Annotated in this window: 13 protein-coding genes and 2 pseudogenes; 9 read left to right on the top strand and 6 right to left on the bottom strand. The window is 45.7% G+C overall.

What is annotated here, in order from left to right:
* Positions 1 to 193: 193 nt before the first annotated feature.
* The 4 genes from M2273_RS04340 to M2273_RS04325 all read left to right on the top strand — a co-directional run bounded on the left by M2273_RS04340 (position 194) and on the right by M2273_RS04325 (position 6,029).
* On the top strand, positions 194 to 2,560 hold the full coding sequence (locus M2273_RS04340; RefSeq protein ID WP_429393440.1) for an ABC transporter permease: 2,367 nt from the start codon (positions 194 to 196) through the stop codon (positions 2,558 to 2,560).
* Between the two features lie 385 nt (positions 2,561 to 2,945).
* Positions 2,946 to 3,350: a BlaI/MecI/CopY family transcriptional regulator gene (locus tag M2273_RS04335; protein ID WP_429393438.1), complete on the top strand. Its 405-nt coding sequence runs from the start codon at positions 2,946 to 2,948 to the stop codon at positions 3,348 to 3,350.
* An 11-nt stretch (positions 3,351 to 3,361) separates the two neighbouring features.
* Entirely contained in the window at positions 3,362 to 4,924 is a 1,563-nt protein-coding gene (locus M2273_RS04330) for a M56 family metallopeptidase (RefSeq protein ID WP_429393435.1), read from the top strand.
* 256 nt (positions 4,925 to 5,180) lie between these two features.
* Positions 5,181 to 6,029 carry a hypothetical protein gene (locus tag M2273_RS04325; protein WP_429393433.1) on the top strand — a complete coding sequence of 283 codons (849 nt, stop codon included), beginning with the start codon at positions 5,181 to 5,183 and terminating at the stop codon, positions 6,027 to 6,029.
* A gap of 104 nt (positions 6,030 to 6,133) precedes the next feature.
* Here the strand turns inward: M2273_RS04325 and M2273_RS04320 are convergent, their stop codons facing one another.
* Genes M2273_RS04320 through M2273_RS04310 form a run of 3 tightly spaced genes read right to left on the bottom strand, consistent with a single transcriptional unit; the run spans position 6,134 to position 7,876 of the window.
* On the bottom strand, positions 6,134 to 7,036 hold the full coding sequence (locus M2273_RS04320; RefSeq protein ID WP_429393431.1) for an alpha/beta fold hydrolase: 903 nt from the start codon (positions 7,034 to 7,036) through the stop codon (positions 6,134 to 6,136).
* 40 nt (positions 7,037 to 7,076) lie between these two features.
* A complete protein-coding gene (locus M2273_RS04315) occupies positions 7,077 to 7,553 on the bottom strand; it encodes an SRPBCC family protein (protein WP_429393428.1) in 477 nt (158 codons plus the stop codon).
* Between the two features lie 5 nt (positions 7,554 to 7,558).
* Positions 7,559 to 7,876 (bottom strand): ArsR/SmtB family transcription factor, encoded by a 318-nt coding sequence (locus tag M2273_RS04310; RefSeq protein ID WP_429393426.1) that lies wholly within the window; start codon positions 7,874 to 7,876, stop codon positions 7,559 to 7,561.
* A gap of 254 nt (positions 7,877 to 8,130) precedes the next feature.
* Between M2273_RS04310 and M2273_RS04305 the strand changes: the two are divergent.
* The 3 genes and pseudogenes from M2273_RS04305 to M2273_RS04295 all read left to right on the top strand — a co-directional run.
* A pseudogene (locus tag M2273_RS04305) lies at positions 8,131 to 9,078 on the top strand (family 43 glycosylhydrolase).
* A 449-nt stretch (positions 9,079 to 9,527) separates the two neighbouring features.
* Positions 9,528 to 11,459, top strand: coding sequence for a glycoside hydrolase family 97 catalytic domain-containing protein (locus tag M2273_RS04300; RefSeq protein WP_429393423.1), 1,932 nt, complete (start codon positions 9,528 to 9,530; stop codon positions 11,457 to 11,459).
* Positions 11,460 to 11,793: 334 nt separating this feature from the next.
* Positions 11,794 to 11,916, top strand: a pseudogene (locus tag M2273_RS04295) (nucleotidyl transferase AbiEii/AbiGii toxin family protein); the annotation flags it as partial.
* Between the two features lie 35 nt (positions 11,917 to 11,951).
* On the opposite strand, the gene M2273_RS04290 reads toward M2273_RS04295, so the two are convergent.
* A complete protein-coding gene (locus tag M2273_RS04290) occupies positions 11,952 to 13,079 on the bottom strand; it encodes an epoxide hydrolase family protein (protein ID WP_429393420.1) in 1,128 nt (375 codons plus the stop codon).
* A gap of 27 nt (positions 13,080 to 13,106) precedes the next feature.
* Here M2273_RS04290 and M2273_RS04285 point away from each other — a divergent pair, with 27 nt between their 5' ends.
* Positions 13,107 to 13,313 (top strand): hypothetical protein, encoded by a 207-nt coding sequence (locus M2273_RS04285; RefSeq protein WP_429393418.1) that lies wholly within the window; start codon positions 13,107 to 13,109, stop codon positions 13,311 to 13,313.
* A gap of 113 nt (positions 13,314 to 13,426) precedes the next feature.
* Here M2273_RS04285 and M2273_RS04280 read toward each other — a convergent pair whose 3' ends face one another.
* Together M2273_RS04280 and M2273_RS04275 are read right to left on the bottom strand one after the other, a co-directional pair.
* The gene (locus tag M2273_RS04280) at positions 13,427 to 13,705 is read right to left on the bottom strand and encodes a hypothetical protein (protein ID WP_429393416.1); all 279 of its coding nucleotides are present in this window, start codon (positions 13,703 to 13,705) and stop codon (positions 13,427 to 13,429) included.
* A 585-nt stretch (positions 13,706 to 14,290) separates the two neighbouring features.
* Positions 14,291 to 15,349, bottom strand: a complete 1,059-nt coding sequence (locus tag M2273_RS04275; RefSeq protein ID WP_429393414.1) for an acetylxylan esterase — start codon at positions 15,347 to 15,349, stop codon at positions 14,291 to 14,293.
* Positions 15,350 to 15,835: 486 nt separating this feature from the next.
* Here M2273_RS04275 and M2273_RS04270 point away from each other — a divergent pair, with 486 nt between their 5' ends.
* Positions 15,836 to 23,149, top strand: coding sequence for a SpvB/TcaC N-terminal domain-containing protein (locus M2273_RS04270; RefSeq protein ID WP_429393411.1), 7,314 nt, complete (start codon positions 15,836 to 15,838; stop codon positions 23,147 to 23,149).
* The last annotated feature ends 31 nt before the right edge of the window (positions 23,150 to 23,180 follow it).

Genomic DNA, 23,180 nt, shown 5'->3' with positions numbered 1-23,180 from the left:
TTGAGATATTATTTCAATCTTCCATATTTAACACTTGTTAACACCCTGTAAAGCTCGATACCAGGCGTTTACCATAAGCTTCACTGCCTGTCTGAATCTTTTCACACAGTTACCACAAGCTTTCGTTTTTTTTAAAAAAAGCTGCAACTTATTCCCTGATACCGGCGTCTTATAGTTATCAAAGCCTGATCATATGCTCAAAAATTACTTAAAGATCACCTGGCGTAACCTCTTGCGTCAAAAAACATTCTCTCTGATCAATATTCTGGGATTGACTATCGGCATGGCAAGTGCTGCGCTGATCTTGTTGTGGATCCAGAACGAGCTCAGCTTTGACCAGTTCCATGAAAAGAGGGAACGGCTTTATTCTGTTTATAACCGGTCGAAATTTGACGGGAAATTATGGAGCTGGGAAACCACGCCCAAAATTATGGGCAGGGTGATGAAAGAAGAATTGCCACAACTGGAAAAAGTAGCCAGGGTTACCGATGCCAGTTTTTTGTTTACTATTGGCGACAAGCACCTGACCGCGGCGGGCGACTTCACCGACCCTGACTTTCTTTCCATGTTCAGTTTTCCGTTGATCAGCGGAGACCAGAAGACCGCGTTGAGCGACCTGCATAACATCGTGATCACTGAAAAATTTTCCAAAAAACTTTTTGGTCAGGAAAATGCGATGGGCAAAACGGTTAAAATAGACAGCAATGCCTATTTCAAAGTGACGGGCGTGATGAAAGATCTGCCAAATAATACACGTTTTGATTTTGAATACCTGGTTCCATGGTCGTACCTAAAAAAGATCGGTCAGGATGATGAATACTGGGGTAATAACTCCATTCAAACCTTTGTGCTTTTAAAACCGGGTGTAACGGAAGCACATGCCGATGCTGCCGTGCTGAACTTTACTAAAAACCATTCCGATACTAAGGATATTCAGCAGTTTTTGCACCCGGCAGATAAATGGCACCTGTATTCGCATTTTGAGGATGGAAAAATAGTGGGCGGGAAAATTGAACGGGTTAGGGTATTCTCGCTGATCGCTGTGCTGATCCTTGTCATAGCCTGTATTAATTTTATGAATTTAAGTACGGCCAGGAGTGAGAAACGCGCAAGGGAGGTGGGTATCCGTAAAACGGTAGGCGCACTGCGGGGCTCGTTGATCTGGCAGTTTTTAGGAGAATCTGTTTTGATCGCCGCTATCGCCGGTCTTTTCGCCGTGTTCATCGTGCAGATCAGTATGTCGGGTTTCAACCAGCTTACCCAAAAGCAGTTATATGTACCCTACGGCAATCCGTATTTTTGGCTGATCGCACTTGGCTTTATTGTAGTCACTGGTGTCATTTCAGGAAGCTACCCGGCATTGTACCTATCTTCTTTTAAGCCTGTAGCCGTATTGAAAGGTACTTTTAAAGCAGCAAATACTTTGGTTACGCCACGTAAATTACTGGTGGTCATTCAGTTTACTTTTGCGGTGGTGCTGATCATTTGTACCATCATTATCCGCCAGCAGTTACAATATGCCCAGGACAGGGATACCGGTTACAGGAAAGATAACCTGATTTATACTTTCATGTCCGGCGATATCACGAAGCACTATCCATCCATCAGAAACGAATTGCTTTCGAGCGGTGCTGCAACTTCTGTGTCCAAAACGAATTCGCCCATAACCCAGCGATATAGCGACAGCTGGGGCTTCAACTGGCCTGGCTCATTGCCCAAGAACAAGGTCGACTTTATTATTTACAGTTCTGACGGGAGTCTGGTTAAAACCATGGGACTTAAGCTCGTAGCCGGCAGGGACATTGACCCTGTTAATTATCCGACGGATTCAACCGCTATGCTGGTTAATGAAGCTTCGGTTAAAATCATGAATCTTAAAGCCCCCGTTGGTCAGTCGATTACCCAGGGAGAGGGCAAAGACATGAAGACCTGGCATATTGTCGGCGTGATAAAGGATTTTATTATTAGCTCGCCGTACGAACCGGTACAGCACATGCTGATTGAAGGGCCAAGCTCATGGTTCAACATCATCCATTACAAGCTCAATAACGCCAATTCCACGAAAGAAAACCTGCGCCGTGCCGAAGCCGTATTTAAGAAATATAACCCGGATTACCCGTTTGAGTATAGTTTTGTCGATCAGGAGTATGCCAAAAAGTTTGGCGACGAACAAAGGATCGGGACGCTGGCCAGCCTGTTTGCCGGGTTGACGATCATTATATCCTGCCTGGGACTCTTTGGTCTGGCCGCTTACATGGCGCAGAACCGTATTAAAGAAATTGGTATAAGAAAGGTACTCGGCGCGTCGGTAGCCAGCGTGACCAACCTGCTTTCCAGGGATTTTCTGAAGCTGGTCGTGATCTCATTTTGCATCGCGGCACCAATCGCCTGGTATTTGATGTATCAATGGTTAAAGGGATACAGTTACCGGATTACCATCAATATCTGGGTATTTGTGATCGCTGCTGCGCTAACATTGGTGATATCTGTTTTGACAGTAAGCTACCAGGCCATTAAAGCAGCGTTAACAAACCCGGTGGAAAGTCTGAAAGGCGAATAGAACATCAAACGACGAGTCTGGATATCTACGCTCCAGCAGACCGGTGTGCTGCGGGTGGGTTGCGGCGATTGTGAATGACTGATCAATTGGATCGTGCGCCCTGGGTTGGTCGCTCTAAGTGTGCTTTGGCGTTGTTGTAATAAGCGATATAAAGGGCTTAATCACGGCGGTTATTCTGCTTTGATTTGCGCGAAAGCATAAGACGTGAACAGCGCATAGCGTCTGTTTTTGAAGGAGAGCGACTGCTTAATCTGAAACGCTGGCACATAGCCGAAGCTATAAAATAAATGCTATCTGTTTAAGCCAGTTGCCGTAAAGCTAAATTTTTTCTATAAAAAATTACATGGCTATTGCAACGTACGTTTTTAATACATACCTTTGATTTATGAGTTTATTTAAAAAAGATATTCCTACTGATGTAACGCCCACCAAAACCGAAATGGATGTTTTGCAGGTGTTATGGCAGTATGGCCCGTCGACAGTGAGGTTTGTGCATGATAAGCTTAATGAGCAAAAGGAGGCGGTAATTTACACCAGCACTTTGAAGCTAATGCAGGTGATGAAAGAAAAGGGGATGCTTGAACGCGATGAAACCCATATGAAACACGTTTACCGTGCCGCCCTTGTTGAAAGCAAAGTGAAAGGGAGTATGCTTGGGCGGTTTGTTGATTCGATGTATAACGGTTCGCCGAGCGATTTAATGGTAGCCCTGCTGGGCAATGACAAAACATCTGCGGAAGAACTCCAAAAAATAAAGGCGCTGCTCAAAAATATGGACGATAATCATTAAAACTTACAGCTATGTACCTGCTCCTGAACGCCAATGCCATTTCCCACAGCCTGATACAGGCTTTTAGCTGGATGCTGATCCATTCCCTATGGCAGGGTTTGTTGCTGGCCCTTAGCAGCGCGGTGGTGATGCTGCTTACCAAAAAAGCGAGCGCGGCAGTAAGGTACAACCTGGTACTTGTACAGTTTTTATTATTTGCAGGCGCCTGCCTGTTCACTTTTGCCTGGGAATGGAATAAGCCGTCGCAGCAAAGCATGCTGCAGTTTGACCATAGTATAGGCGACGGGGCATCAGCTTTATTAAGCCTGAATGCGGATGGGATACGGGCTTTTGCAGCTACCTGTATCGGTTATTTTACGGCCAATGCGCCGATGGTTGTGCTGTTATGGTTTGTTTTTTTTCTGTTCCGGTCGGTACGGATGATGCGCGGGCTCCTGTTTATCCGTGTCGCTAAACACAGGCAGGTATCCGAGCCGGTTAACTATTGGAAAAACCGGGTTGAAGTGCTTGGTGACAAGCTGCGGTTAAAGCGGGCTGTCCGGCTGCTGGAATCAGGCTACGTAAAAATGCCGATGGTTATCGGGCACTTGAAACCAGTGATCCTGATTCCGGCGGGCTTACTGGCCGGGTTGCCGCCCGAACAGGTGGAGGCCATATTGCTGCATGAACTGGCCCACATCCGCAGACATGATTATGGTGTTAACTTTTTACAAACCATTGCCGAAACGGTATTTTTCTTTAATCCCGGTTTATTGTGGATCTCTGCCTTGCTCCGTGATGAGCGGGAAAACTGCTGCGATGATGTTGCCCTTGCCCAAACAAAAAATAAGCGGGCGTTTATACAGGCGCTCGTCAGCTTTAAAGAGCATTCGCTCTACGGCGCAAATTACGCGGTTGCCTTCCCGGGCAAAAAGAACCAGCTGCTGCATCGGGTGAGCCGCATCCTGGGTAATCAAAACAAAACGGTAACCACTGGCGAGAAGGTGTTTTTGTTCAGTGGTGTGGTTATCCTTTCGGCTATTATTGCCACCACAGCCATAGCGCAGATCACGAAAGTCAATTATCCGGTAAGACGTAACACTCAGGTATATAAAAAGGAGCTGCGTGCGGCCCTGCCCATTGGTACCCAAAGGGCGGACATGGTAAAACAAGCCCATAAACCAAAACGTTCAAAACCCCCATATACCGGCGATATACAGCAACCCGCTCTTCCAAGCGAAAATGTGGTTAGGGCTTATGCCGAACTCGTTGCTCAGCAGGAGCAGGCCAACGGCGACCTATTAGCGGCGAAGCAAAAAGCCGAACGTGAAAATCGGCAGATCTTAGCTGATCAAGCGGAGTTTGACCGGGAGCAGCAGCAGGCCCGCCGTGACCAGGAGCAAGCTAAGCGCGACCAGGAACATGCGAAAATAGACCAGCAGCAGGCTATGCGTGATCAGGCGCAGGCGCGGCTTGACCAGGAGCAATCCGAAAGAGACCAGGCACAGGCCCTGCGTGATCAAGCGCAGGCCAGGCGTGACCAGTTACAGGTGGAACAAGCAGCTAAACCCAAAACCAACGTAAGCGTACAGTAAATGAATCAACACCAGGCTTTGTCAGGGCCGGCAGCGCTGCCAGCAAACGGAGTTGTGCATTTTTAAATTTAAGATAACCGGAATTTTAAGAAACTGCTTCGGGCGGGGTGACATGGTATTGCCGTTTATTAGCAGGAAAATTTTACATAACCTGAAAGGGGGAGCATTGAACCAACGAAAAGGGAAATAATAAGCACCAACAAAACAAATGAAAACCAGGCATCACAGCCTTCAACAAAATTTAAATCAGCAGAAAATGAAAACCAATTATTTAAAAAGCGGTATGCTGTTGCTTGCCGCCTTAACATTAACAACCGCAGCAAACGCGCAGAAACCGGCAAAAAAAACAGCCTATGCATCGTACAGTAATGACGACTCCCAGGATGGTAAGGGGCGCGAAAAAATCCAGACTTACCGGCAAGGTAAAACCTACCAGATGGAATTGTTAAACAACAAACTGACAGCCTTGACAGTTGACGGTAAAATGATACCTTCAGCCCAATGGGGCCAGTACAGTACGGTTATTGCGGCTATCCGCGAGCAGATCAGGAAAGATAGGATCCAGGCCCGTAAAGATCAGGCACAGGCGAAGCTCGACCAGGAACAAGCCGGCAGAGATCAGCAGCAGGCCAAACGCGACCAGGAACAAGCCGGCAGGGATCAGCAGCAGGCCAAGCGCGACCAGGAACAGGCAGCACATGACCAGGCGCATGCTAAAGTTGAACAGGAGGAGGCCCAACGTGACCAGGACCAAGCCAAGCGCGACCAGGAGCAGGCATCCCGCGATCAGCAGCAGGCCAAAAAAGATCAGGAACAGGCCCGCTTAGACCAGATCCAGGCGGGGAAAGATCAGGAGCAGGCAGCGGAAGATCAGCGGGTATTAAAACAGCTGACCAGCGATTTAGTAGCAGACCATATCCTACCCAATGAAGAAGCGCTGCATGATCTTTCCTTTAATGCCGAAGAATTGATCGTAAACGGTAAAAAGCAGCCCGACAATGTGTTTAAAAAATACAGTGGAAAATATAAACGATTTGCAAAGGGAAATACCTCCTATGAGAACGGCCAAAAGCAGTTTAACGGCCTGCATATTCACCGGAATTAACGGAACTTTCTTGGTCGAATTACCATACAAAAAGGTACACTGTTTATGATGGTGTGCCTTTTTGATGTAGATCAGTTCATCACCCGTGTATTCGGGTAATTTACTCATGGCTTTGTTTCTGATTGATTAAGGAAACTTTCAATCATTGGGATAACATAGTTTGCTTCTTTGGAATGAGATGGTAGTGTTGTTATTTCTCCTATGTACTCACCGTGTACACCAGGGATGATCGCTAATGCTGAGCCTGCGATCAGCCGCTGCATTTGGATAGCGTGTTCGGGTGTTATAACATCTTTGTCTGCTATGATGATGAGTGTCCGGGCTTTAATAGATTTGATCTGTTCATTCGGTATGTCTTTAAAATTCACCATCCTTTTAACATCCTTGTCGTGCATGATCTGCAGGCCATTTGCGTTTGGCGCAACTTGTTTATAAGCATCTTTTAACTGCTGGGGCATATTAGCCAATGTTGCCTGTTTCATAAAATCCCAAAACTGTGCAGGAACTCCGTTGCGTTTGCAGAGTGCAGAACCTAAGATCATTCTATTCACTATTTCCGGGTGACGGACGGCAATCTGAACGGCAGTTGTTCCCCCGTTGCTGAAGCCAAAAAAATCAGCTTTGCCGATTTTTAGATTTTTTAACAGTGCCGCAACATCATCTGCATCCTGTTCAAAGGACAGATCCCTATCCCTGTCACTGGTTCTTCCATGAGCTTGCAGCTCCATAGCTATAATTCTCCGGTGTTTAGCAAGCATGGGGATGATCCTTCCAAATGTGGTTTGAATGGTAGAGCCACCACCGTGGATCAGCACAAGTGGCTTGCCTTTTCCATAAATTTCATAATACATGTTGATGCCGCCAACTTGCGAATAGCCGTTTTTGGAAACTAAAGCGTCATTTACGGCCGGCTTCATTTGACCATTGATTTCCTTTGGCCGGTCCGCATTATTGCACGATGAAAATATCAGCGCTGTTAAAACAGCATATACGATTGTTGTTCTCATTTTATGGGTTTAGTTGAAGCAAACAATGTTGATCATTTTCTTAATGCAGCAGTTGACCGAGCTTATTAAGCATCTTGATCCAGCTTTGATAAGCACCTGTTTTCTTTGCTTCTTCTTCCGAAACGGTTTGATGGATCGAAACTTTGGTTTGCCCGCCAACCGATTCGAAGGTGACTGTTGTGATTTGCGCCTCAGGCCAGTCTTCGGTTTTGCCGGCGGTAACTGAACTTACGGAATTACCGCCTTCATCTGACATCACCATGGTAAAAACAAGTTTCTGATCCGGCAGGATTTCCAGGTAGGTGCCTTTGATCCAACAGTCGCCGTGTACTGGATCATGGATACAGGAATGAAAGTTACCGCCTTTTGTCGTATCAATTGACTTAAATTCAATGCTGCATCCATCGGGTGCATACCAGTGTTTGAGTTGCTCAGGAGCTGTCCATGCCTGGAATACGACTTCCCTGGGAGCGTCGAACAGGTGGGTAATAAAAAGTTCTTTTTTTGCTGTGTTCATAGCTGTTATTTTTTTGTTGCTGTAAGGAATTTGTCGAGTTTTTCAAATCGCTGGTTCCATAGTTTTCGGGATTTAGTTACCCAATCCGTAACTTCATCTAATTGACCAATCCGGGCTTCACAAAACTGCTCCCGGCCTTTCTGGGTAACGGAGATCATACCGCATTCGTTCAGCACTTTAATGTGTTTGGCAATTCCCTGTCTGGTCATGCCAGAATCATCAACGATCTGTGCAATATTTAACGGTCCTGCCGACAGCTTCTGAATGATCATTCTTCTGGTAGGGTCTGCAATGGCCTGGAAAACATCTCTTCTTTCTATCATAATAATACAACCATTTGGTTGCCAAATATAAATACAACCATTTGGTTGCCAAATATAAATACAACCATTTGGTTGTGCAAATATTATTTTAAAAAAAATGCTTCTTCCTCGGGAAATTATGCGAACACGTCATCATTGAAATCCGAATAGGGTATTCAGCAATTATTTTCCCTGTTAAGGGATTATTAACGTTTTTTTAATTGCCGGGTTGTTATTTGCGGTAGAAACAAAATTTAAATAACATCCTCTGCTATATGAAAAAAACGCTTGTCAGCTTGTTGTTCTTATCCATTACCTTCTTGCTTTCCTTAACAACCCGCGCTCAAAATCCCATTATCCGAAACATCTACACGGCCGACCCTTCCGCACATGTCTGGCGTGACGGGCGCTTATATGTATATCCATCCCATGATGTCGATCCTCCGCGCGGATGTGACCTGATGGATAAATACCATGTATTTTCTACAGATGACATGGTGCATTGGAAAGATCACGGTGAGATCCTTAACGCAACCCAGGTACCCTGGGGACGAAAAGAGGGTGGTTTTATGTGGGCTCCTGATTGCGCCTATAAAAACGGTAAATATTATTTCTATTTCCCGCATCCCAGCGGAACGGACTGGAATAAAACCTGAAAAGTTGGCTTGGCTACCAGCACGCAGCCGGCGGGTGGATTTGAAGCGCAGGGGTATCTTAACCTGGGCGACGATAGCCGTTCTATGATCGATCCCTGCGTTTTTGTTGATGATGATGGCCAGGCCTATTTCTACTACGGCGGCGGCGGCAGATGTGCCGGCACCAAACTGAAAGGCAACATGACGGAAATAGCGGAACCGCTACAAACAATGGAAGGGTTGAAAGATTTTCATGAAGCTACCTGGGTATTTAAAAGAAACAACATTTATTATTTGACCTATGCCGATAATCACGCCATCGACGGAAAAGGGGCTAACAGGTTAAATTATGCCACAAGCAAAAGCCCGCTTGGTCCCTGGACTTACGGAGGGGTATACCTCGACCCGACGGGCTGCGATACCAGTCATGGCTCCGTAGTGGAATATAAGGGCAAATGGTATGCATTTTATCACAATAGTGTGCTTTCAGGCCGCGGAAACCTGCGCTCAGTTTGTGTTGACGAACTGCATTTCAATAACGACGGATCGATACAAAAAGTAGTGCAAACAGGGTTGCTAAGTAAATGAATAGTTCTACTGAACTTTTGGCCGGTAAGACGATGCAACGCAAAAATCGTTCAATAATCCGCATTCATTTGGACAATACTTTTTAAAATCCGCTAAAGCCGTTGTTGCTATTTCGATTAGGTTAAAATACCGGTCGATCGTCGCTGTACAGTCCTCTAATGACTGATAATCACTGTTATGAATGACAGATTTTGATAAGCCGCTGAAGCTGATCTCTATCTTTTTTAAATAACATCCTACGGTGCTGAAACTGATGGCTTTTCCGGATGCCTTGCTGTAAGCATAGGCCAGATCCGTAATGGTCCAGGATGTTTTAATAAGTCATCGGCAATATTTCAATTTAAAATTTACAGTGATAATAAAGTCCATTGATGTAGCCATATTGTCCATTTTTTTAATGGTAGAAGTTGTTTTAATTTAACTGCTGTATTATCCAAGCCGCTCGACATATGAAAAACAGATTTATTTATTGCTCTTTAAGCTTAATAGCGCTTGAAGTATTTTTTTTAACTGCAAACTGTTTTGCCCAAACAAAAGCGCTCTACGTACAGTCTGAAGATCACCTGAATAAAATTACCTTGTCGCTAACCGGAGATGGAAGGCTGTCTTATAAAGTAACCCGGCGAAATAAAACAATAATTGACGATTCTCCTCTTGGCCTGAATTGCGATGATCAGGATTTTACATCCGGTTTATCAGTTGTTGAAATTTCACCCGCTCAAAAAAAGAGAGAACAATATGAATTGAAGGTAGCCAATAATAAAAGTGTAGACCATGTTCTTGAAAGCAGAAGCATAACTTTTAAGAATCGACAAGGAGCAGTAATGATACTGGACCTGATTGCCGGAAAAGAAGGTGTGGCTTTTCGTTACCGGTTTCAGGACGGGGACGAACGTGTGCGGTCAATTAAAGATGAGCTTACAGGTTTTCGTATAGTGCAAAATTCAAAAGGTTGGCTGGAGCCGTATAATAAGGCTGGCAAATATACGCCAGGCTATGAAGATTTTTACCTGAATGTAAATTCGGGCGACCCTATCGTTAACTCACGCAATCCTTCTGTCGGCTGGTGTATGCCTGCTCTTTTCAACGTAAATGAAAATAAAAGCTGGGTGTTGATTGCGGAATCAGGAACGGATGGTTCCTACCCTGGCTGTCATTTAAAGCCAGATGCTACAGGCGGAATCTATCAAGTTGCATTTGCTGAAAAAGACGAGAAGTATACCCTTCCTTTAGCCGATAAAGAACACGCCTATCCCGAGTCAAATCTTCCATGGGTTATGCCATGGCGGACTATTATTATAGGGGATCAGGCCGGAGATATATTGCTGTCAACTTTGATCACTGATCTGGCACCTCCTTCAAAAATTGAAGATGCTTCGTGGATAGAACCGGGTAAGGCTGCATGGTCATGGTGGTCGCATCCGGATGATCATTCGCCAGAAATCTATAATGAATTTACAGATCTTTCAGCCTCCTTTGGCTTTAAGTATACGCTCTTTGATGCCGGCTGGGAAAAAGCTAATAGAGACGGAAAGATCATTGACCATGCTATTTCTAAAGGGATTCAGCCACTGGTTTGGGGTTATTCATCAGAATATTTTGATCCGGAAAAAAGAAAAGCAAGATTTAAGCAACTGGCCCAGATGGGTGTTAAAGGCGTTAAAATAGATTTTTGGTGCTCGGACAGACAGGAAGTAATGGCCGCTATACAATCGGTTTTTGAAGATGCGGCTAAAGAGCACTTGTTGGTAAACCTCCACGGCACTACCGTACCAAGGGGCTGGCACAGAACCTGGCCAAATTATATGACAGCAGAAGCCATATTAGGAACAGAGAGCTATTTTTATGAGCCGAGATTTCCCGAAAAAGCTGCAGAACAAAACACGGTACTGCCTTTTACAAGAAACGTGGCCGGGCCTGCCGACTATACACCTTTTGCATTAACCATGAGAAAGTTCCCGCGTGTGAACACCGGGGTTCATGAACTTGCTATGGCTATGATCTACACGTCCGGCATTATTCATTTTGCAGATTCAAAAGAAGTATTTGATTCGCTTCCTGTTCAGGTTAAGAATTTGCTGAAAGAGATGCCTGCCACCTGGGATAAAACTGAATATATTATAGCTGAGCCAGGGAAGTCGATAGTGCTTTCCAGGCAAAAAGACGCACTTCATTATATTGTGGGTATAAATGGTACCAACAACAAACTGCCTGTTAGCCTGGATCTCAAAAAATGGGGCAAGGGATTTTCTAAGTTCAGACTCATATCAGAAGGAAAAGATCAGTTAATGGAATTCAACGTGCAAACCTATTCCCTCAGTTCCGCCTGGTCGTACGTGTTGGCTCCTAAAGGAGGCTTTATCATTCAGTTTATTAAATAGGATTTATAGTTATAACAACTTGGTTGAATTAAAAAATGAAGGTGGGGCTGCCCCGAACCTGTAGTCGGAGGAGATATGAAAAAGATTACTTTCTTGCGGTTAATAAACGTGAAAAGAGATTCAGAGACAACATTTACGTCTTCTTTCCCGCAGACCGAATTTATAAAAATCGATAAAGAAATTATTCCTAAATATAAAGATCTGCATACCGATGTCGAAGCGGCCATATATGATTAAGGAAATTGGTGAAGTTTTCCTTTTTTTTAGCCAGAAACCATGTTCATTTTACCTGTATTAAGCCCAGGTAGGGCTGGAACAAATTGAATCGGATGAAATGGGAATGGCGGCCGGGCTCATCGAAAAGGATTATTGGATCATGCATGTATTGTACGGTCTAAAAAGTCAAGGTTTTGAGTTTGAGCTGAAAGGAAGCACATCGCTATCTAATGGTTATCATATCATCGACCGCTTTTCAGAAGATATCGATAAAGTTCAAAGTTTTTTAAAAAAATCCTTAATATCATTAGCCAGCAGCAAAGGTTGCTCTACAGCCGCAAAATGTCCGCCTGCGGGCATAATTGTCCAATGCTGTATATTAAATCCCTTCTCTATGTAGGCGCGTGGCGGAGTAGGTAATTCTTTGGGGAATTTGGCGAAAGCCACCGGTACATTGATAAACTGGCCTTTTTCCAGCGCCAGCGGTTTCTTACTGTTTTCATTATAGATCCGCATAGAAGAATGGATCGTTTGCGTAACCCAGTATAAGGTAACATTTGCAAGCAATTCATCTTTAGTGAACGTATTTTCGATATTGCCCTGGCTATCGCTCCATCCATTAAATTTTTCCACGATCCAGGCACATAAACCCATTGGCGAATCATTAAGTCCGTAAGCTGCCGTAAGGGGTTTTGTAGCGTGTACATAAGCATAAGCCCCTTCCTTTGCTGACCATTCCGCCCCGTATTTTTGAAAAGCCAGTACTTCATCCGACGGTTTTTGTCCATCAAGCAGAGATGGTTTATAGGAGCCGGAAATGTAATTAAGATGCAGTCCGATAACATTTGTTGGATACCGGAGCGCCAGCCAGGAACTGATGCCGGAACCGATGTCGCCGCCTTGCGCACCATATTTGTCATAACCCAACCCCATCATTAGCTGATGCCATAGATCGGCAACATAGGTGCTGTTACAGCCCGGCTGCGTTATCTTGTCCGAAAAACCAAAACCTGGGACGGACGGGATAATTAAGTCGAAAGAATGATCGGGTTCTTCTGTAAGTAAGGGAATTAGCTTCATCATTTCCAGAAAAGAACCTGGCCAGCCGTGGGTGATTAATAATGGCAAAGATTGCTTGCCCTTTCCTTTTATATGTATAAAATGAATCTGATGGCCATCTATTTCGGCAATAAAATTGGGGTAAGCATTTATTTTATTCTCTATCTGACGCCAGTCGAATTTGGATTGCCAATAGTCTGCCAGCTCTTTCATATACGAAAGATCGGCGCCATAACTCCAGCCTGAACCGCTTAGCTCGTCAGGCCATCGCGTATGCTTTAAACGGAATTTCAAATCGTCTAAAATATCTTGTGGAACTGCTGCTTTGAATGGAGTGATCCTCATATCTGGTTTGTTTGCAGAATTAAACTTATGGCATTAGGTTCGAAAGGTACTAAAAATGCAGCTACGGCAATGGTGCCTTTCTTTATTAATTCCCTACGGTTGAGTGTCATCGTGGTTACATTTGCGCGGCACCTGCTCATACCTTTCGCGTGGGGGAGCGGTGAGGCCCCGGTTCGCCTTATGCTGCAAAAAATGCTCCATTTTTTGCAGCATAAGGCGCAGATGGTTTGGTAGTTATCCAGTGAAAAGCCGTATACCTGCGTATCCTCAATGTACAGGTAATTTAAAAAACCAATGTCTTAGCGCTACCCTAACAGCAAATCATCCGTTTTTGTCGGTCCCTCAATTTAGATTTCTTTTCCAGCAGCACACCCGTCAACATTGATTTTACTGTTTATGATTTCCAGGTCCTCAATAGTTAGCTTACCAATACGCATATCGTCAAACGAGGCCTTTTTAACAGATAAACGACCAAGATAAAACGCACCAATAGCAATTGACCCGATCGCGATGCATCCCAACGCAAAGGCTCCTGTCGCACCCGCGCCTATTGCCCGGGCGCCCAATGCGTAAGCGCCTATTGCCTTGGCGCTCCCCATTTTCTTACTGATATTTTTTATTCTCATGATCTTGTTCATTTTGTTTAGTGTTACCATGTTGACTTTTGGCTCCTTTTCAACTAACAAATATTTCGATAAAGAGTTGATACCCAAAGTATTTTTCAATTGCACACCGGATTAGCTATCCAACGTTTACTTAACTGTAACTTATCACTGTTTTTAATAGGGAACATTGACTTCGGCTTCGGCGAGCTGGTAGCCACCAGGCTTTTTGTGCACCTTGTAAATGATTGAGATTCAGTAATAAATAGAGATATTAGTGTAGCCCTGGTGGGCGCACCTAACTGGGCAAGCTTGATTTTTCATCGCTTGCCCTTTCTTTTTTAGCCTTTGAACGATCCAAAGAAACCGTCGATATCGGCGCAGAAAAACAAGAAAAGATACTTCAGGCGACTTATGCCACAGACGAACCGCGCATAACCAAAACAACCCGTATCTGGCCAAGGATTACTAATGCGGTTTCCATTCCAACCCTCCCTTCCACAGGTGCCTATTTTATAATGTAACAAGCACCTCCAAAGCAGTCAAGACAAATTCAGCCTGAACAAAGAGAGCCCGCCAATTCTGAGTGCAAGCCGCAAAAGCCAGCAACTACAGCCATTTGCTAAACCAATCCAGTGTCATTTTAAAATGTTCGGGCGTGGAGGTATGGAATAGTTTTGGGGTTATATCACGACTGATTTTGTTGGTCGCGTTTTTAGAGGTGTAAGCCTGCATGGCTGATGCATAAGCGATGTTTGCGCCGGGCAGTGGACAATTTGGATCGTTTTCGGTGCCGACAACCAGCAGGGCCCGCGGTGCCATCAGCCGCAGTAATGACGGACAGTCAAATTCGTCGGTAATATGGGGCAGCAATTTATCCCATACCGCCTTTACGTTCCGTTTGTTTAAGACCGAATCGCCCAGATCTTTAGCTGCCTGCAGATGTGCACTCTGGATCGTACCGGCACGTCCCTGCCATTTATCGTTATCTAACGACCATTTAAAGCTTTGTACCGAAATATCCAGCACGATCACTTTGATCCGCTGATCTGTTGATGCGGCAAGCCATGTTTCTATACCGCCCATGGAGATGCCGCCCATGCCCAGGCGATTGGGGTCGACATCAGGCCTGCTGACCAGGTAATCGGTCACTCGCCATAGGTCAAACGCGGTGTCGAACAAAAAGGGGTGGGTTTGGCGAGTTTTGTCTTTATTTTCCCAGGCGGCGGTTGCCGCTGCCACATATTCCTTTGAACCATGCGCGCCGCCGGCAATCCGTTCGCCATGAAAGCGGGCGTCAATAGAAACGCCCATAATGCCTCTTTTAACCAGCTGGTACAGGATCTTTTTGTTGTCCTCCTTTTTACCGCCTGTGCCGTGTAAAAAAATAACAGCGGGGTATGTTTTTGCTCCCGTAACCGGTTTGTAAATCAGGATGGGTACCCGTTCGCTCTTTTCGCTGTAAATAAAACCATGCTCGATGATTGCCGAATCTGTTTTGATTACTTCGAAGGCGGGGTTTAGCGGAACGCGCGGCCGCTCCAGCAGCTTTTTAAAATCAGCCGCCACCTGATTTGCGGGAGGATAATTTATTTGCTGCGCAGCTGAAAGCAGCGCGCTCAGCGATAACAGTATGCTACTGCAAAATACTTTGATCTTAAATAACATGTTGAGATGGATTTACAGGTACAAGGTATAAAACATAGCGCTTAATCATTGTAACAATATGAATATGCCAGGGGCGAGCGAGCAGGACAAGATTTGCCGAAAACCCCGGGTGATGGCTTCCAGGTAAACCGGGTGATTGATTTTTGAATGTCAATGCTTTTTATAATAAGCTGTTTTTAGCTTAAAAAATACCGTGAAAATACCTACTGTATTTATTAATAATTAAAAATAGCTTTAACTAAAGTATTCCTTTTATCAAACCTAGATAAACCAACCTTATTCACATGAAATTAAAAATGTTCAACCCTCCGGGCAACATGACTGACTTTGAGGGAATCTCTGGCCAGCGACAGCAATGGAACGATGTATTTGGAATGCCTTTCCCAGGACACTTGTTGTGGGTTAGCGCGCTATAACCCTTTACCCATTTCTTCAGAATGCCATCTACCAGCACCTACCATGGTAGATCCTTATCATTTGACAGCTATGAACGATAACTCTGCGAACCCAGCGGGAAAAATGAAACAAGTCTCCTATAATGAGATCAACCTGCCAAAAGGCGGTGGGGGTATGCGCAGCATGGGCGATGCTTACAAAGCCAATATATTCAGTGGTACGGGCTCTTATTCCATTCCTTTTCCTGTAACACCTGCACGGGGTTTTGAGCTTGAGGTCAATCTCGACTATAGTTCAGGTGCAGGCAATACTGAATTCGGCCTTGGTTTCTCTCTTTCGCTACCAAGAATTTCTCTTAATACCGAGAAAAGAATTCCCCGCTATGACGGGTTCGATGGGTTTACAATGAGCGGTCAAGGTGAACTTGTATTAAAAAAAAGCGCGGCTGACAACCCTAACCCGTATAACATTAACTTGGGTGGCATAAATTATGAGGTGAGCACGTACCTGCCCCGCATCGAGGCGGCATTTTCAAAGATAGAGCGGTGGAAAAAAGAAGAAAGCGACGACCAGTACTGGAAGGTCACCTCCCGCGAGAACGTTATATCCTATTTCGGCAGGAGCGCGGCTTCGCGTATATTTAATCCAGCTGATCCCAGCCAGGTTTTTGAATGGTTAGTAGATGAATCTGTTGATCCCAAAGGCAACCGCATCGTTTATACTTATAAAGAGGAGAATGATGAAAATGTCCCGAAAGATGTTTATGAAGTCAATCGCTCTATTACAGCGCAGCGTTACATACATCGCATTGAATACGGAAACTATAAAAAAAAGGACGGTTCAGGGCAAGCTTTTGCCTTTGCCATCATCTTTGATTATGGAGAATACGATATCAACGATCCCCTGACAGCATGGACTCCCGTGCAGGATTGGAGTTGCCGCCCTGATCCTTTTTCTTCTTATCATAGTGGCTTCGAGATCAGGACTTTCAGGCTTTGCCGGAACATGCTCCTCTTTCATTATTTTGAGGAGGAGCTTGGATCACCCTTCCTGGTTAAGGCCGGTACCCTGGAATATGATAACCGGGAATCGTATGACCCCATTCGCTTTAATGGAATCTCAAAGTTGAAGAAAGCAGGACTGAGGGCATTTCGCAAAGCATCAGCGGGCACATTCGAAACGCAGGATCTTCCGCCGCTTGAGTTTGGCTGGTCTGAATTTAACCCTCCTGAACGGCCGGAATTCAAGATCATGACCAGCGGGGGCTATGATATTCCTGGCTTGCTCGGTCCGCAGCAATTTTTCCCAGTGGATTTGAATGGGGAGGGTATACCGGGATTGCTCTATACCGACGGACAGTCCGTAATGTACCTGGAACCGGAAGGAGAGGGAAAGTTCAAAAGGCCTGAAAGCCTGTCGAAATTTCCGGCGAACAAGGATCTGGGCGGAGGTATCGCCTCTATACAGGATATAGATGGAAACGGGGAAATGGAACTGGTAGTTGCAGATGGAAATAAGACCGGGTTTTATGAGCTGCAGGGAGGGGTTGCCTGGCAAAAATTTCAACCGTTTGACAAGTATCCAACGGATTACGCCAATCCTGCAATGGAAAGTGCAGACCTGGGAGGTAACGGGAAATCCGATTTGCTGCTGATTGGAACTGAAGATATCCGCATTTATAATTCGGAAGGGAAGAAGGGCTATGAAAGTTTGAGGATAGTGCCGAACGTGAACAACATCCCGACGAATCCCCTGCAAGATCCCGTTGAATATGTAGGCTTTGCGAACATCTTTGGAGATGGAATGGCTCACCGCGTGCGGGTAGCCAACAAATCGGTACAGTGCTGGCCGTCGCTGGGATATGGAAATTTTGACGAAGTGGTTACGCTGGGGAATCCGCCGGATTTCGGCGGGGATTTTGATGCTGCACGCGTTTTCTTTACAGATATTGACGGTTCTGGTACGGCAGATCTGGTCTATGTATATCCCGACCGGGTGCAGGCTTACCTTAATCAATCAGGCAATTCCTTTTCAAAACCTATAGTAATATATCTGCCCGCCCCTTTCAGCACGCTCGATCAGATCAACTTTGCTGATATTCTTGGCAACGGAACATCCTGCCTTGTCTTCACAAAGATAACTCCGGTGCCCATACAGTACTGGTATAATTTCGGAGGCGAAACCCAGGCGGGAAACGGCGAATGGGTACAAAGCATCAAACCCTATCTGCTATGCAATATTGAAAATCACTTAGGCACGCTAACAACAATTAAATATAGCACCTCGTCGCGCTATGCGATGCAGGACAAACTTAAGGGACGGCCATGGCCTACTGTGCTTCCCTTCCCGGTGCAGGTAGTGGAGGAGATTAATACCTATGACAAAATCTCGGAAATACGCAGCGTTAGCCGCTATGCCTGGCATGATGGATATTATGACCCGCAAGAAAGAGCTTTCAGGGGTTTCGGTTACGTAGAATCATGGGATTGCGAACCTAGGGAAAATGGTAAAGAGCCGTACACTTCCATTTCGCCGGTTTACACGCGCAGTTGGTACCTCACAGGCGCCAATGCTGACTATGATGCATTACTTAAACAGTACAGGGAGGAATATTTCGACAAGGATAAAGAGGCGTTTAATTTCCCCAATAGCCACTTTACTGCAGCGGTTTACCGGCACGGGGAGGCTACGCTCCGGCAGGCTTATGCGGCGTTGAGAGATAAGCAGATCAGGCAGGAAATATATGGATTAGATAACTCTGCCGCAGCTGCTTATCCCTACTATGTCGAAGAATCCAACTACACTGTGGAGTTGATCCAGGCGGCGGAAGAGCATGCACACGGGGTATACAGGATAGATAGCCGGGAAACCATACAGTATAATTACGAGCGCAATCCGGCAGACCCAAATACCAGGCAGGAGTTTACGCTGGAAGTAGATCCGCTTTGCGGTGAAGTAACCAAAAACTGTACGGTATTTCTGGGCCGGAGAGATGTAAAAACACCATCTGTTACTATCTACCCGGAACAGAAAATGCTTAAAGCCACTGCCAATGCAAGTCTTTATATCAACACAAGCCAGGAGCAGGCATACTGGTACCGGGGCCTTTTATACGATCAGCAGGAATTTGACTTGCTGGGGCTGGATCTTGGTAAAGCAAAGTATTTCAGCTATGAGGAGATCAGTAAACGGGCGGCCGGTGCTTTTACTGAAATAGTGCCCTATCTGGGTAATCCACCCGCCGGGTGGACAGGGCCTTATGTATCGCAACTGAGCTGGAGCACCTCTTATTTCTGGAACGAAGACCAGGACAAAGTGCTAAACGAAGGTGAAATTTCATCCCGGGCGTTGCTCCATCACCAGGCCCAGGAAATTTACACCAGGGATAACATCAATTTAATCTATGGGGACCGGCTGAGCGAGGATGTTATATTGGGTCAGGGCGGGTATAGTTATAACGAGGCCCGTGGATATTATGAGAACAGGGGATTGGTGCAACATTATTTTAAAGATGCTGATAGCTTCTTTATGCCCTGGAAGGTGGAGAATTCATTTGTGAGCCCTGCTTCAGAGCTGTACCGAAATTCCACGCTGGAATACGATTCTTATTTTCTTGCGGCAATAAAATCCCGGCTGTACCTCGACGAAAAAACAGAGAATGTAACAAGCGCGGAGATTGATTACCAGGTAATGCAGCCTTGGCAGATCATCGACATCAATAATAATGTGAGCCAGGTACTTTACGATTCTTTCGGCAAGGTGATCGCCAGTTCTCTTTTCGGTAAAGAGGAGGGAAAGGCCTGCGGCGCCATGCGCTTATATGAATATGAAGGTTTGCCTGCAGAGTACATCCGCAGAGATAAGGCGGGCGATGGAGGCCCCATCACATTTGACGATGTTGTTAATAACGCTGAATATTATTTACAAGGTGCATTATCCTTTTTCTTTTATGATCTCCATGCGTATGACCGCTCTGTTGTTCTACAGCAGAGTCCTCAACCGCTGAATTCGGTCAGCCTGCAACGTTATAATTATTATCATCTGAACGGCGGAACTTCGCCTTTCAGTTGCCGCACCGAGATCGAATTCAGCGATGGCCAGGGCAAGATCATTGAGAACAAAATGCGGGTGGAACAGGGCGCGGCCGTCATGAGAGATGGAAAGGGCGCACTTTTAAGAAGCAAAGGTAAAATACGCCAGGCCGAAACTGGAACCCGTTGGCTGGTATCAGGCCGCACGGTTTATAACAATAAGGGCCTTGAAGCTGAACAATACCTGGCTTATTTCAGTAATATCCCGCATTACGAAACACAAAAAGAGATTACGGAAGAGGGGATTGTTCCTCCGCCGGCACGCTATTATTACGACCCATTGCAGCGGCTTGTACGTGAGGATACGCCTAAAGGCTTTTTTACAAAGGTGGAATATACGGCCTGGGAGGAATCACATTTCGATGAGGACGATACTGTGCTTGATTCGGAATATTACAAATGGTTCATGGCAAATTATCCGTCCGACCCCACGCAGGCGCAGAAGGATGAAAAGAATGCTTTGGACAAAGCGGCGCGGTTTTATAACACGCCGGCTATTTATGTGCTGGATAACGCAGCTGGCCGTATCCGGGAGATACAGACAGAAGAAGGGGGAAAGCAGCTTGCTACTTTCGTAGAAGAGGATACACAAGGCAGAAAAACATTGATTATTGACCCACGTCTTTTTAAATCAAACCTTGATAACGGGACAGCCTATTATAACTTTAAATACCTATATCCCATGGGTATAGAAAGCTATGCCTCCAGCGATAGCGCAGATGCTGGATTGGAACGTTTCTTCAATAATATCTTTTCTCAGCTTTGCTGGTCTATCAGCGCCCGCAATTATTGTCAGCTCGTTGTTTATGACAGATTGGACCGCAAAACCAAGCTCAATATCAAGCTGATTGAGTATCTCGGGCCGGTTATTGATTATGAAGACTTTAACCTTGTAGAGGTGTTTACCTACGGAGAGGCGCAAAGTGCTGCAGACACGGCCAACCTTCGTGGCCAGCTTTATGAACAAAAAGATCTATCCGGCAGCAGCCTTAGCCTGCAGTACAGCATGAGGGGCAATGTGCTGAAAAACTCCCGGCAGGTAGTGAAGGATTATGAGACGCCTGCTAATTGGAAAAACAATGTGGAGCTGGAGCCGGAGATATATCACCTTTCATTTACATTCGACGCTTTGGGAGATCTTCTCACAGAAGGCACACCGGATGGTTCCGTTACAAGTTTCAACTATAACATAGCCGGGCTGCTCGACAGGATTGAGGTAAGCAGTAAAGACAACTTTAAACAAGAGATAGTAAGCCAGATAGAATATGATGCCAACCGCCAAAGGCAGAAGATCCGCTACGGCAATGGTATACAGACTTCATATACTTATGAATGGACTACCCAGTTCCTCAGCCGCTTGTTAAGCACACGGCAGTTAGGAAATGATTCGATCGTGCAGGACATCAATTACACCTATGATCCGGTAGGGAATCTCACGCGGAGCTGGGATTACAGCGTCCAAACCGTTTTCTATAAAAATCAGCAGGTTGACCCTATGTCGGATTACACCTATGATGCGCTTTACAGGCTTATTAGTGCAACGGGGCGGCAGCATCCCGGCATTAATGCAAATACGTATAAGAATAACATTACGCAGGAAAGCTTCAAACAATCCATTTTCAGCCAGTTGCCCGCGCCCGGTGATGGCAGTGCGCTGGAAAACTATATGGAAACCTATACTTACGACGACTCGGGCAACCTGGTACGTAAGCAACATACTGCGGCCAGTTCTTCCTTCTCGGTTGATGCCCCGGTAAACAACAACAATAACCACCTGAAAGACGTGGAGTACGATGCCTGCGGCAACCAACGGCAAATTGCTATTAATAACACAGTCGCTCTTTCCTTTAACTGCTGCGAAAACTTAGTGCGTGCGGGGATCATCGAGAGGCCCGAGGAACCCGATGATTCTGATTATTATGTTTATGACAGCGCAGAAGACCGCACGCTCAAAGTAAACGAGCGCATGGCGCAGGGAGGCGCAGTAACCGAAATTTCGCGGAAGATCTATATTGGTAATTATGAAGTAAAGCAGAATTACCAGGTCGCCGAAGGGGTCTCTACCCTAACGATGGAACGGCGTACGCTGAGGATTATGGACGACAAGACCTGTGTGGCCATCATCCATTACTGGGAACAGGACGACAGGAAACGGGAAGTGGAAAAAACTGGTGGCCGCAGCATACGCTTCCAGATGGACAACAGTAATGGCTCAATATCGATGGAGATGGACGCGGATGGCGAGCTTATCAGCTACGAAGAGTATTTTCCATTTGGAGGCACAGCCATCATTGCAGGCGATAATGAACTTGAAGTATCCCTGAAGGATTACCGCTATTCGGGGAAAGAATGCGATGACAGTACCGGACTTTATTATTACGGGGCGCGCTATTTCATTTCCTGGCTGGGCAGGTGGTTGAATGCGGACCCTGTTGGTGATAAGGACGGACTTAACCTCTACTGCTATGTAAGTAATAATCCTTTATTGTACAATGACCCGGATGGCCGCACCAAAAAGCGGAAGCGGGAATGGGAGCTTCCAAAATCAAAAGTGAGGAAGAAAGCAAAGCAGACCGACCTGGACGGAAAGAGTACAAAAGGAAGAAAAAGCTGGTACCCTACTGGAGTAAAGGCAGTTACCCCTGCTATTCGCAAAAGCTACGTTACTTCCCAAACCGGGGTGATCGCCATTCTGAAGATAAACGGCGTTGCCATCCAAACCGGGAAGAACGGCCCTGCCTTTAAGACGCTGTCGTTTCCGGAGGTAGGCACGGAAAATCAAAAGGGATTGAAGATCAATCCCCATGCGGAAGACTGGAACATCTCTTCCTTCAGGACAGCTTATGCGGTGAGCAAAACATTCAGTAAATTCCGAAGCACTTATGGGGTGCCAAGTAGTACTGGTAATACAGGCGACGTGGGTGGAAAGGCGGTGTTCAGCCTGAGGATCAATTTTTCGCCATGCCTGGGCTGCGTGGGTACGATCGTATCCTTTAAAAAATTCCTGGAAACCGAATTAGGTGTGGGGACTTTTCTCCTCCGGACAAAATTCCTGCGGCCTTACGATCTGCCCAAAACCCTCACGTCAGACACATCCTCCAAGGCCACCAATTTTTGGGACGCTATTAACCTGCTTAACGAAAACGGCATCTATGTAAGGCTTCAATCCCAGGCTTCAGCGCAGAAGATGGTGCCCACTTTGAAGTTAGCCGGAACAGATTTCGGGCAGGATGTAATAAAAACGCTTTTCCCGACAGAATATGCACAGCTTACTAAGACATGGAAAACATTAGGCATAAGCCGCACAAAATAAAAATTAATCAAACGGTATAAACAAAGTCGAC

The organism is Mucilaginibacter lappiensis (genome assembly GCF_050433765.1).
GTDB lineage: Bacteria > Bacteroidota > Bacteroidia > Sphingobacteriales > Sphingobacteriaceae > Mucilaginibacter > Mucilaginibacter lappiensis_A.
Note: the sequence above shows the minus strand (reverse complement) of the source record. Positions and strands in the feature narration are given on the sequence as shown.